The organism is Streptomyces odonnellii, from assembly GCF_000981895.1.
GTDB classification, from domain to species: Bacteria; Actinomycetota; Actinomycetes; order Streptomycetales; family Streptomycetaceae; genus Streptomyces; species Streptomyces odonnellii.
In genome coordinates, this window is sequence record NZ_LATD01000339.1 from 1 (window position 1) to 13,986 (window position 13,986).

3 protein-coding genes are annotated in these 13,986 nt (G+C 72.1%); 2 read left to right on the forward strand and 1 reads right to left on the reverse strand.

What is annotated here, in order from left to right; genetic code table 11:
• Both WH07_RS28330 and WH07_RS28335 read left to right on the forward strand, forming a co-directional pair.
• Positions 1-12,570: non-ribosomal peptide synthetase (locus WH07_RS28330; protein WP_046505967.1), on the forward strand; the 12,570-nt coding region annotated here is incomplete at its 5' end.
• Positions 12,571-12,572: 2 nt separating this feature from the next.
• Positions 12,573-12,776, forward strand: coding sequence for an MbtH family protein (locus WH07_RS28335; protein ID WP_046505970.1), 204 nt, complete (start codon positions 12,573-12,575; stop codon positions 12,774-12,776).
• Positions 12,777-12,850: 74 nt separating this feature from the next.
• Here the strand turns inward: WH07_RS28335 and WH07_RS28340 are convergent, their stop codons facing one another.
• Positions 12,851-13,921 (reverse strand): iron-siderophore ABC transporter substrate-binding protein, encoded by a 1,071-nt coding sequence (locus WH07_RS28340; protein ID WP_046505971.1) that lies wholly within the window; start codon positions 13,919-13,921, stop codon positions 12,851-12,853.
• Positions 13,922-13,986 lie beyond the last annotated feature (65 nt).

Here is a 13,986-nt window from a genome sequence, read left to right on the forward strand (position 1 = left end):
GCCGTACCCACCGCCTACACCGTCCTCGACGCCCTGCCCCTCACCCCGAGCGGCAAGCTGGACCGGGCCGCCCTGCCCGCGCCGTCGGCTGTACGGGCCGATGCCCGCGCGCCCCGCGACGCACGGGAACGCGTCCTCACCGAGATCTTCGCGGACGTGCTGAAGCTGACGGACGTCTCCGTCGACGACGACTTCTTCCTGCTCGGCGGCGACAGCATCAGCTCCATCGGGGTCTCGGGACGGGCCCGCCGCGCGGGCCTGGACATCGGGCCGCGCGACATCTTCGAGCACCGCACTCCGGCAGCCCTCGCCGCCGCGGCGCCCCTCACCGCCGCGCCCGGGCCCGACCGGACGGCCACCTCCTCCTTCGTCCTCACCGCCGAGGAGACCGCCCGGGTGGAGCGGCTCGCACCCGGCGAGGTCGAGGACGTCTGGCCTCTCGCGCCCCTCCAGGAAGGGCTGTTCTTCCACTCCACCTACGACGAGAACGCCCTGGACGTGTACACCGTCCACGAGTCCTTCGACTTCGCGAGCCGGATCGACACCGGGCGGCTGCGCGCCGCCGTACGGACGCTGCTCGCCCGCAACCCCGCGCTGCGCGCCGGATTCACCAGCGAGGGGCTGCGCCGGCCGGTGCAGTTCATCGTCCGCGATCCCGCGATTCCGCTCGAAGAGACCGACCTCACCGGTCTCTCCGCCGCCGAACAGGACGAGCGGCTCGGCGCGTTGATGGACGAGGAGCGGCTGCGCCGCTTCGACCTCACAAGGCCGTTGCTCTTCCGGATCCTGCTGATCCGGCTCGGCGAGGAGCGCGGCGACCGGCTGGTCGTCGGCCGCCATCTCATCCTCTGGGACGGCTGGTCGGCCTGGCTCTTCCTCGACGAACTGTTCGCCCTGTACGAGAGCGGCGGGGAGCCGGCGGGCCTGCCGAGCCCCGGCTCGTACCGCGACTATCTGGCCTGGCTGGAGCGGCAGGACACCGACGAGGCCACCCGCGCCTGGCACTCCGCTCTCGACGGGCTGGAGGAGCCCACCCTGCTCGTTCCGGCCGTGGCCGACCGCGGGCTCGAACCCGTGGTCCCGGAGAGCCTCGACACCGTGCTGACCACCGCGGCGAGCGAGCGGCTGCGCGACACCGCACGCCACCACGGTCTGACCCTCAACACCGTGCTCAACGCGGCCTGGGGACTGACCCTCGCGAGCGCCACCGGCCGTATCGATGTCGTCTTCGGCACGACTGTCGCCGGCCGGCCGAGCGAAGTCCCCGAGGTCGCGAACGTCATCGGGATGTTCCTGAACACCGTGCCCGCGCGCATCGCGTTCGACCCGGCGGAACCGGTCGTCGGTCTGCTGCGACGAGTGCAGGCCGAGCGCCTGGATCTGCTTCCGTACGAGTATCTGGGCCTGGGAGTCCTCCAGGCGGAGACCGGCCACCGCCGTCTCTTCGACACACTGTTCGTCCTGCGCAACGCCGACACCGAGGACCGGCTGGCCGTACTGCGCGACCGGCACGGCGCCACCGCCGTCGCCAACGTGGACGCCACCCACTACCCCGTGAATCTGGTCGTCACCCCCGGCCGACGGATCCGTATCACCCTCTCCTACCGTCCCGATGTGATCGAGAGCGGCTACGCGCACGACCTGCTGGCCCGCTTCACACTCCTGCTGGACCGGCTCACGGCCGATCCCGGGGCTCCCGTCGGCGCCCTCGACCCGCTGCTGCCGGCCGAACGACAGGCCCTGGAGCGGGAGAACACCGCCACCAGGGAGCCCGTCCCGGACGAGACCGTCGCCGATCTGCTCGCCGCCCAGGCCGCCCGTACCCCCGACGCGACCGCACTCGTCTTCGGCACACGGACGCTCACCTACGCCGAACTCGACGCGCGCTGCGACCGACTGGCGCGGCTGCTGATCTCACGCGGCGCCGAGCCCGAGCGGGTGGTGGCGCTCGGACTGCCGCGCTCGATCGACACGGTCGTCGCGCTCTTCGCCGTCCTGCGCACCGGCGCCGCCTATCTGCCGCTGGAACTCGACTATCCGGCGGACCGTCTCGCCCTGATGCTCGACGACGCGAAGCCGCTGCTGCTGCTCTCCACCGCCCAGGTCTCGGACACCCTCGAAGGAGACGTCCCGCGCGTCCTGCTGGACGACCCGGCCGTCGAGGCGGAACTCGCCGCACTGCCCACGGGACCGGTGCGTGCCGTCTTCAGTCCTGAGCACCCCGCCTATGTCATCTACACCTCCGGCTCCACCGGCCGGCCCAAGGGCGTCGTCACGCCGTACCGCGGGCTGACGAACATGCAGCTCAACCATCAGAAGGAGATCTTCGGCCCGGCCATCGCCGCGGCGGGCGGCCGACGCCTGCGGGTCGCCCACACCGTCTCCTTCGCCTTCGACATGTCCTGGGAGGAATTGCTCTGGCTCGTCGAGGGACACGAGGTGCACATCTGCGACGAAGAGCTGCGCCGTGACGCCGAAGCACTGGTGGCGTACTGCGAGACCCACCGGATCGACGTCGTCAACGTCACCCCGACCTATGCCCATCTCCTCATCGAGGAGGGGCTGCTGGAAGGCCACCGGCCGCCGCTCGTGCTGCTCGGCGGCGAGGCCGTCACCGAGACCGTCTGGAACCGGCTGCGCGACACCGAGGGCACCTACGGCTACAACCTGTACGGGCCCACCGAGTACACCATCAACACCCTCGGCGGCGGTACGGACGACAGCCCCACCCCGACCGTCGGCCGCCCGATCCGCGCCACCCGGGCACATGTCCTGGACGCCTGGCTCCGGCCGGTTCCGGACGGCGTACCCGGCGAGCTGTACATCGCGGGCGTCGGTCTGGCCCGTGGTTATCTCGGCAGGCCGGGGCTGACCGCCGAGCGCTTCGTGGCCGACCCCTTCGGCGCACCCGGCGAGCGCGTGTACCGCACGGGCGATCTCGTACGGCGGCGGGCGGACGGCAATCTCGACTTCCTCGGCCGTACCGACGACCAGGTCAAGGTGCGCGGACACCGGGTCGAACTCCGTGAGATCGAGACCGTGCTCACCCAGCACCCACGGGTCGCACAGGCCGCCGTCATCGCGCGGGACGATCCCGCCGCGCCCGGTACACAGCGTCTCATCGGGCATGTCGTCCCGGCCGAACTCGACGACGAGAGGCGCGAGGAGGCCGAGCGGGAGCAGATCGGTGAGTGGCAGGAGATCTACTCCGCCGAGTACACCGAGATCAACACCGCGATCTTCACCGAGGACTTCGCGGGCTGGGACAGTTCGTACGACGGCACGCCCATCCCGCTGGAGCACATGCGGGAGTGGCGGTCGGCCACGGTGGAGCGCATCACCGGACTCCGGCCACGCCGGATCCTGGAGATCGGCGTCGGATCCGGCCTGCTGCTCTCCCGGCTCGCCCCGGCGGCAGAGGCGTACTGGGCCACCGACTTCGCCGAACCCGTCATCCGCAAGATCCGCGAGGACCTCCGGCGGGACCCCGCGCTCGCGGCCAAGGTCGAACTGAGTGCCCGGCCCGCCCACGATCTCGACGGGCTGCCCACCGGATTCTTCGACACCGTGGTGATCAACTCGGTGGTCCAGTACTTCCCGGGCATCGAGTACCTCACCGATGTCATCAACCGTGTGATGGAGCTGCTCACCCCGGACGGGGCGCTGTTCGTGGGCGATGTGAGGAACCTCCGGCTGGCCCGCGCCTTCCAGTCCGCCGTCCAGCTCGCCAAGGCCGGTGAGGGCACCGACCCGGCGACCGTACGGCGGGCCGTGGACCGGGGCATGGCACTGGAGAAGGAACTCCTCGTCGACCCGGACTACTTCACCACCCTGGGCTTCGCCGTCGACCTGCGGACCAAGGCAGGACGCCACCAGAACGAGCTGACACGGCACCGCTACGACGTCGTCCTCCACCGGGACGGCGCCGCCCTGGCGCTCGGCGACGCTCCGGCGACCGACTGGACGGGGTACGACGCCCTGGCCGCGCTGCTCGAAGAGCGACGGCCCCGGCGGCTGCGCGTCCTCGGGGTGCCCGACGCCCGTACGGCCGGCGAACTGGCCGCCGCGCGTGCCCTGGACGAGGGCCGCCCGCTCGGCCCCGTGGAGGTGGGAGTCGAACCCGACTCGCTGCGCGAGCTGGGTGTCCGCCTCGGCTACCGCGTTCTGACCACCTGGTCCGCCCGGCCCGGCAGATACGAAGCCGTGCTCGTACGGGACGGCGAAGCGGAGTTCCGGGTGACCACCGGTCTCTACCGGCCGGCGGGCGGCGTCGCCCCGTACGCCAACGCGCCCACCGCCGCACGCGGCGCGAACGCGCTCGTACGGCAGCTCCGGGAGGACCTCAGGCGACGGCTGCCCGACTACATGGTGCCGGCCGCCTTCACCGTGCTGCCGCGGCTGCCGATGAACGACAACGGAAAGCTCGACGTGCGGGCACTGCCCGAGCCCGAGCCGGCCGTCGCGCAGGGCTCGGGGCGCGGCCCGCGTACCCCACGGGAGGAGATCCTCTGCCGGCTGTTCGCCGACGTGCTCGGCCTGCCCGGCGTCGGCGCCGAGGACAACTTCTTCGATCTCGGCGGCCATTCCCTCCTCGCCACCCGGCTCATCAGCCGCGCCCGCGCCGAACTCGGCGCCGAACTCGCCATCCGTGATCTCTTCGAGGCCCCGACCCCCGAGCTGCTCGCGGACCGGACGGACGGGGTACGGCCCGCGCGGCCTGCCCTGGAATTGGCGGCGGAGCGGCCCGAGCGGCTGCCACTGTCGGCCGCGCAGCGGCGGCTGTGGCTGGTGCAGCGCCTCACGGACGGCGGCGGTGTCGCGTACAACTTCCCACTGGTGTTCCGGCTGCGCGGCGCGCTCGACCTGGCGGCTCTCCGGGCCGCGCTGCGCGATGTCGCAGGGCGCCACGAAACGCTCCGTACCCGGTTCGAGGAGTACGAGGGCGAGCCGTACCAGCGGATCGTCCCGGCCGAGGAGGCCGAGCCCGCGTTCACCGTGACCGACTGCGCCGAACAGGACCTTCCCGCATGCGTCGAGGAGATCCAGCGCCGCCCGTTCGACCTGAGCGCCGAACTGCCCCTGCGGGCCGAGGTACTGCGGCTCGGTCCCGACGACCAGGTGGTGGCCCTGGTGCTGCACCACATCACCACCGACGAGTGGTCGGACCGCCCCTTCCTCGCCGATCTCTCGCTCGCGTACGAGGCACGGGCCGCGGGCCGGGCCCCGCTGTGGGAGCGGGACCTGCCCGCGCAGTACGCCGACTACACGCTCTGGCAGAACCGTCTCCTGGACGACGTGGGAGAGCGGCAGCTCGCCTACTGGACCGAGACCCTGCGCGATCTGCCCGAGCGGGTGGAACTGCCGCTGGACCGCAGGCAGCCGGAGCAGGTCACCGGCCGGGCCGGGACGGTACGGCTCGAACTTCCCACCGGTACCGCCGGCGCCCTGCGCGAGCTGTCCGCCACCCAGGGCGTCAGCATGTTCATGCTGTTCCAGGCCGCCACCGCCGCTCTGCTGCACCGGCTCGGCGCGGGCGACGACATTCCGCTCGGGGCGCCGATAGCCGGCCGCACGGATGCCGCTCTGGACGATCTGGTCGGCTTCTTCGTCAACACACTGGTCCTGCGCACGGATCTGTCGGGCGATCCGGCCTTCACCGAACTGCTCGCCCGGGTGCGGGAATCCGCGCTCGCGGCCTTCGAACACCAGGACCTGCCCTTCGACCGGGTCGTCGAGGCGGTCAACCCGGCCCGTGTGGCCGACCGCAACCCGCTGTTCCAGGTCATGATCGGCTACCACTACCGCCCCGACGGGGACCCGGACCTCTTCGGCCTGGACACCGAGTGGTTCGACATGGACACCGGTATGGCCAAGTTCGATCTGGATTTCACCTTCGTCGATCACGGCGACGACCGTCCCCTGACCCTGCTCCTGGAGTACGCCGCCGACCTGGTCGATCCCGGCACCGCCGAACTGCTCGTGGCGCGGACGGTGGCCCTGCTGGAACAGATCGTGCGGGCTCCCGGACAGCCCGTGGGGGCGCTGCGTGTCCTCACCGACGCGGAGGACCAGGCCGCGCGGACCACCTGGAACGACACCGGCCGTCCGGTCGAGTCCCGTACGGTTCCGGAGATCTTCGCCGGGACGGTACGCGCCAGGCCGGACGCCACCGCCCTGGTCACCTCCGGCGGCCGGCTGACCTTCGCCCGCCTGGCCGCGAAGGCCGACGGCATCACCCGTGCGCTGAAGCGCCACGGAGCCGCTCCAGGGACGGTCGTCGGCCTGGCGCTGCCGCGCGACGAGATGGTGCCCGCGATTCTCGGCGTGCTCGCGTCGGGCGCCGCGTATCTGCCGCTCGACCCCGACTACCCGGCGGACCGGCTGGAGTTCATGCTGTCCGACGCGGCGCCCCGCTGCGTGCTGACGACCGCCGCCCTCGCGCCGAAGCTGCCGGACGGGCATGAACTCGTGCTGCTGGAGACCCTCGGGGACCTGCGGGACATGGCGGACCTCGGGGACTTCGGGCATCCCGGGAATCTCGTGGATATCGGGCATCCCGGGCAGGAGGAGCCTGCTGACGGGTCCGGCCGGATCGCGCCGCACCCCGCGTCGGCCGCGTACATCATCTTCACCTCCGGCTCCACCGGCACCCCCAAGGGCGTGGTCGGAACCCACCGCGGCCTCAGCAATCTCTTCGGCTCGCACCACGAGGACCTGATCCTGCCCGCCGAGCGGGCCACGGGCCGGTCGGTACTGCGCGCGCTGCACGCCGCCTCGTTCAGCTTCGACGGTTCCTGGGAGCCGATGCTGTGGCTGCTCGCGGGCCACGAACTGCATGTCGTGGACGAGACGACCATGACGGATCCGGCCGCGCTGCTCGGCCGTCTGACGGCCGGCCGGATGGACTTCGTCGACTTCACCCCGACCTATCTGGGCGAACTGATCCACCACGGATTCCTCGAACCCGGCGGGTATGTGCCCGGTGTCGTCGCGGTCGGCGGCGAAGCCACCCCGCCGCCCGTCTGGGACTTGCTCCGCGCGCTGCCCGGCACCGCGGTCCACGATCTGTACGGGCCCACCGAGTGTGCCGTCGACTCCTACGGCTGGCATGGGGAGGCCGACGGCCGCACCTGGGCCGCGCCGCTCGCCAATATCCGCGCCCACGTCCTGGACGCGGCGCTCCGGCCGGTCCCGGCCGCGGTGGCCGGCGAGCTGTATCTGGCGGGGGAGGGGCTGGCCCGTGGTTATCTGAACCGGCCCGCGCTGACCGCCGAACGGTTCACCGCCGACCCCTACGGCCCGCCCGGCAGCCGGATGTACCGCACCGGCGACCTCGTCAGGCGCCGCGCCGACGGCACCCTGGAGTTCCTGGGCCGGGCGGACGACCAGGTCAAGCTGCGCGGGCTGCGTATCGAACCCGGCGAGATCGAGTCCCGCCTCGGCACGCACCCCGGTGTGGCCACGGCGGCCGTGATCGTACGGGAGGACACCCCCGGCGCACCCCGGCTGGTCGGGTACGCCGTGCCCGCGCCCGGCCATACCCTGGACCCGGCCGGGCTGCGGGCCCACATCGCCGCCGCGCTGCCGGCGCACATGGTCCCCGCCGCCTTCGTCACCGTGGAAGCCCTGCCGCGGACCGTCAGCGGCAAGCTCGACCGGGCCGCCCTGCCCGCGCCGGACCTCTCCGCGGCCCCCGCGGGCCGACGGCCGCGCACACCGGCCGAGGAGATCCTCTGCGAGCAGTTCGCGGAGGTGCTCGGCGTCGAACGGGTGGGCATCGACGACAACTTCTTCGAACTCGGCGGCCACTCGCTCCTGGCGATGCGTCTGGTGGTGAAGGTCCGCGCTGCGCTCGGCGCGCACATCTCCCTCCGCACGGTCTTCGACGCCCCGACCGTGGCCCGTCTCGCCATGGCCCAGGCCGGGCGGACCGGCGGGCACCGGCCCGCGCTCACCGCGGGGGAGCGGCCCGGCCGGCTGCCCCTGTCGTCGGCACAGCGGCGGCTCTGGGTGCTGTACCAGGTCGACGGCCCGAGCGCCACGTACAACATCCCGTCCGCCTGGCGGCTGTCCGGCGCGCTCGACACCGACGCGCTGAGCGCCGCCGTGGGGGATCTGGCGGAGCGCCACGAGACACTGCGCACGGTCTTCCCGGAGGAGGCCGGCACCGCGTACCAGCGGATCCTGGACCACGGCGAGTACCGGATCCCGGTCGAGGTCGTCCCCGCCGACGAGGGGAGCCTCGCCGGACTGCTGGCCGACGCGGCGGCGTACGGCTTCGCACTGGACCGTGAACCGCCGCTGCGCGTGGCGGTGTTCACGCTGAGCGAGGACGAACACGTCCTGCTGGTCCTGGTGCACCACATCGCGGGCGACGAATGGTCCGAGCAGGCCCTGACCCGGGACCTGGCCACCGCCTACGCGGCACGCGCGGCCGGCCGCGCGCCGGACTGGGCACCGCTGCCCGTGCAGTACGCCGACTACACCCTCTGGCAGCGGTCCGTCCTGGGCGACGAGAGAGACCCGGACAGCCTGGCGTCCCGGCAGCTCGCGTACTGGAAGGAGGCCCTGGCCGGTCTCCCCGAGGAACTGGCGCTGCCCACCGACCGGCCGCGCCCGGCGGAGGGCAGCTACCGGGGCGGCGCCGTCGACCTCTCCCTCGGCCCGGAGCTGACCGGCTCGCTGCATGAGCTGGCACGCGGCGCGGGCGTCAGCATGTTCATGCTGATGCAGGCCGCGGTGGCGGCCCTGCTGACCCGGCTCGGCGCTGGTACGACCATTCCCATCGGCAGTCCGATCGCCGGACGCCAGGACGAGGCGCTGGAGGACCTGGTCGGGTTCTTCCTCAACACCCTGGTCCTGCGCACGGACACCTCCGGCGATCCGGGCTTCCGTGAACTGCTGGCCCGGGTCAGGGACACCGACCTCGCCGCCTACGACCACCAGGACGTGCCCTTCGAGCGCGTGGTGGAGGCGCTCAACCCGCCCCGCTCACTGGCCCGTCACCCGCTGTTCCAGGTGATGGTCGTCTACTTGGCCGCCGGGCCCGGCGGTCCCGCCCTGCCGGGACTCGTCTCGCGCGAGGAGGAAGTGGGCCAGGGCACCGCGAAGTTCGACCTGTCCTTCGACTTCGTCGAGCATCCGGAGGGCGGCGGCGTCCACGGGGTGCTCGAATACAGCGCCGATCTGTACGACCGGGCCACCGCGGAGGCGATCGCGGAGCGGCTGCGCCGTGTGTTGCGCGCGGTCGCCGCCGAGCCGGACCTGTCCATCGGCCGTATCGACATCCTCGGCGACGACGAGCGGGCCCGGATACTGGGAGGGTGGAACGCCCGGGAGCTGACCGCCGCGCCGACCACCGTGCCGGCGCTGTTCGAGCGGCAGGCGCGACTCACCCCCGATGCCCCGGCCGTGGCCTCCGACGGGGTCGAACTGAGCTATGCCGAACTGGACGCGGAGGCGAACCGGCTGGCCCGGATGCTGATCGAGCGGGGAGCCGGGCCCGAGCGGATCGTCGCGCTGGCGCTGCCCCGTACCGCCCGTACGCTGCTGGCGATCCTGGCCGTGCAGAAGGCGGGAGCCGCGTACCTGCCGCTCGACCCCGACGTTCCGGCGGCGCGCACCGCCGGCATGCTGGCCGACGCCCTCCCCGTACTGACCCTGACCACTCGCGCACTCGCCCCGCTGCTGCCCGGTTCCACGGTGCCGGTGCTGGTGCTGGACGACCCGGGGACCGTGGACGCGCTCGCGGCCCATGACCCCCGGGACGTGACGGACCGGGACCGCACGAGCCCGCTGACCCCCGGACATCCCGCCTATGTGATCTACACGTCCGGGTCGACGGGCCGCCCGAAGGGGGTCGTCGTCACCCATGAGACGGTCGGCAACCTGTTCCACAGCCACCGCGAGACCCTGTACGAACCGGCCGTCGCGGCCACCGGCAGGCGGCATCTGCGGGCCGGACACGCCTGGTCGTTCTCGTTCGACGCCTCCTGGCAGCCGCAGTTGTGGCTGCTCGACGGCCACTGCGTCCATGTGGTGTCCGAGGAGACACGGCGTGATCCCGAACTGCTCGCGGCGGCCGTGGTCGAGCACGGCTTCGACTTTCTCGAAGTGACCCCCTCGTTCTTCGCGCAGATGGCCGACGCGGGTCTCGTCCGGGACGGCGCCTGCCCCCTCGCGGTGATCGGCGTGGGCGGTGAGGCCGTACCGCAGGCGCTCTGGGAGAAGCTGCGCGCACTGCGCGGCACGGAGGCGTTCAATCTGTACGGGCCCACCGAGTCGACCGTGGACGCCCTGGTGGCGCGTGTGCGTGACAGCGACGGGCCCCTGGTCGGCCGTCCGGTGGCGGGCACCCGGGCCCATGTGCTGGATGAGTTCCTGCGGCCCGTGCCACCGGGCGTGCCCGGCGAGCTGTATCTCGCGGGCGGCGGTCTGGCCCGTGGTTATCTGAACCGGCCGGCCCTGACCGCCGAGCGGTTCGTCGCCGACCCGTTCGGCCCTCCCGGCTCCCGCCTCTACCGTACGGGCGACCTCGCCCGGTGGACGGCGGACGGGACCCTGGACTATCTGGGCCGGGCGGACGACCAGGTCAAGATCCGCGGTTTCCGTGTCGAACTCGCGGAGATCGAGGACGTACTGGCCGCCCACCCGGACTGCGGGGAAGTGGTGGTGACGGCCCGTCAGGACGGTCCGCGCACCCGGCTCGTGGCCTATGTGGTGGCGGCCGCCGGGCAGTCGCCCGACCCGGGCGCACTGCGCGCGCATGTGGCCAGGCACCTGCCCGACTACATGGTTCCGGCGGCGGTGGTCCCGCTGGACCGGCTGCCCACGCTCAGCAACGGCAAGCTCGACCGCAAGGCGCTGCCCGCGCCCGATTTCACCGCGGTCCTGTCGGGGCGTGCACCCCGGACGCCCCGGGAGAAGCTCCTCTGCTCGGTCTTCGCCGATGTCCTGGGGCTGGAGCGGGTGGGCGCGGAGGACGACTTCTTCGCGCTCGGGGGCGACAGCATCATGGCGATGCGACTCGTCAGCCAGGCGCGCGCGGCCGGTCTGCGGATCACGCCCCGGCTGGTCTTCCAGCACCGTACCGTGGCGGGCCTGTCGGCCGTCGCCGTCGAACAGAGCGTCACCACGGCGGGCGCGGCAGGCACACCGTACGACGGTACGGGCAGCGTTCCACCGACCCCGGTCATGCACTGGCTGCGTGAACTGGGCGGCCCCTTCAAGGGCTACCACCAGGCGGCGCTCGTACAGACCCCGGCGGCGCTGGACCGCCCCGAGCTGGTGAGTGTCCTGCGGGCACTGGCGGACCGGCACGACATGCTGCGGGCACGGCTGGTACGGACGGACCGCGGCGACTGGTCCCTGGAGGTCCCGCCCGCGGGCACGGCCGACACGGGCACCTGGGTGGAGCGGGTCGACGCGACAGGTCTCGACGGGGACGCCCTGCGCGCATGCATTGCGGAGCGGGCCCGTGCGGCCCGGGAGGCGCTCGATCCGGAGACCGGCCAGGGGGTCAGGGCGGTGTGGTTCGACGCGGGCGACCGCCCCGGGCGACTGCTGCTGATGGCACATCACCTGCTGGTCGACGGTGTCTCCTGGCGGGTGCTGCTGCCCGATCTGGCGGTCGCCTGGCGGGACGTGTCCGAGGGCCGTCCGGCCGCACTCGCCCCGGTCGGAACACCGTTCAGGCAGTGGGCCAACCACCTCGTGGAACTCGCCCGGCAGCCGGAACGCGAGGCCGAACTGCCCTTCTGGACCGGTCTTCTCGACGGCGCGGAACCGCTCCCGCTGGTCCGCCCGCTGGACCCCGCGCGGGACACGGCCGGCACCGTACGCGAACTTGAGCTGCGGCTGGAACCGGAACGGACCGGACCCCTGCTGTCCACCGTCCCCGCCGTCCTCGGCGCGACCGTCAACGACGTCCTGCTGACGGGGCTGGGTCTCGCGCTGGCGGACTGGCTGCGGCGCCGCGGCGTAGGCACGGGCGGCTGGGTGCTGGTCGACCTGGAGGGCCACGGCCGCGAGGAGGAACTGGCCACGGACGCCGATCTGTCCCGTACCGTCGGCTGGTTCACCAGTGTCTTCCCGGTCCGGCTCGACCCGGGCCCGGTCGACCTGGCCGACGCCTTCGCCGGCGGCCCGGCCGTCGACGAGGCGCTGCGGCGGGTGAGGGAGCATCTCGGCGCGCTGCCGGCCAACGGTGTGGGCTACGGCATGCTGCGCCATCTCAACCCGCGGACGGCACCGGTACTCGCGGCGCTGGAGGCACCGCGGATCGAGTTCAACTATCTGGGCCGCTTCGACGTCCCGGAGGCGACCGACTGGTCGTACGCCCCGGAGGAGGACGCGGCGGACATCGGCCCGGAGCCGGCGATGCGGGAGGGGCACGCACTGGGCATCAATGTCGTCACGGAGGACCGTCCCGGCGGTCCGGTCCTGGCCGCCAACTGGTCCTGGCCGGCGGCCGTACTGGAGGAGCAGGACGTCAGGGATCTCGCGCGGACCTGGTTCCGGGCACTGGAAGCGCTGGTGGCTCGCGCCACGGCATCTATCGAGGAGAGATGAGCATGAGCGGCAACCCGTTCGAGAACCCCGACGGGGTCTACTCGGTACTGGTCAACGACGAGGGACAGCACAGCCTGTGGCCGGACTTCGTGGACATCCCGGCCGGCTGGACCCGGGTGCACGGCCCCGGAGGACGTCAGGAGTGCCTGGACTACGTCGAGTCCCACTGGACGGATCTGCGCCCCAAGAGCCTCCACCACCAGTGAGGCGCCTTCAGTACGGGTGAGACGAAGGGCCCGGACCGAGTGGTCCGGGCCCTTCACTCCGTCCTGGATCCCTGCTACGACTTCGGCTGTTCCACCTTTGTCGCGGGGTCCCCGTCCACCGCCGCCGCGAGCATCGGCTCCAGCCGGTCCATCGCGTACGGCAGGCTCAGCACCGTTCCCATGGACAGCGCGTTCCCGAAGTCGCTCGTCTCGGGGACGAAGACCTCACGCCCCTGCTTCACCACGTCCAGATCCCCGTACGTCGGGTCCTTGTGCAGCTTCTCCGCGTTCTTGTCGACGTCCTCCACGAACCACACCGCCACCTTCTGGTTCAGCAGATCGGTGCGCTCCTCGCTGATGTTCGCGCCGAACTTGTCGCCGATCGCCTTGTCGAGTCCGGCCGGCAGGCTGAAGCCGTAGGACGTCAGCAGCCGTGACCGGGGGTCCTGGCTGCCGAAGACGAACTTCCCCTCGTACGGCGTGGCCATCACGCCCGTGGCGCCGGCGAAGTCCGGATGCTTGTCGCGCGCCGCGGCGAACTTCGCCTCCACCCCGTCGACCAGCTTCTTCGCCTCGGCCTCCTTGCCGAGGGCCTTGCCTATCGTCTCCGTCTGGAGCTCCCAGGGGATGCCGTAGTCGTTGTACTGCTTCGGCTGGGCGAGCACCGGCGCGAACTTCGAGAGCGTCGTGTACTGCTCCTTGGTGAGACCCGAGTACAGAGCGATGATCAGATCCGGCTTGAGCGCGGCGATCCGCTCGGCCTGAGGTCCGGTACCGGTGTCCTTGAGGAGCGTCGGTGTCGCACCGCCGCCCAGCTCGGCCGTGGCCCACGGCCCCAGCGCCCCCTTGTACGCGCCCAGCCATTCGGTCGTGCCGACCGGGACCTTGCCCAGCGCGAGCACGGCGTCCTGGTCGGTGAGGCCGACCGTGACGATCCGCTCGGGCTCTGCTTCGACCGTCGTACTGCCGAACTTGTGGCCGATGGTGACGGGATACGAACCGGCTGCCGCCGAGTCCTTCCCCGGGGCCGCCGGGTCCGGCTCCGGGTCCGAACCGGAACCGGAACCGCACGCGGTGACGGCGAACAGCAGGAGTGCGGACGCGGACGCGGCGGCGAGCCGGTCGGCGCGGAGAGTGCGGGCCATCGAGGGGTCCTTCGTGTCAGGTGCTTCTCTGGTGGGTGGGTGCGGGGGGTGGGGTGGTTGCGGTG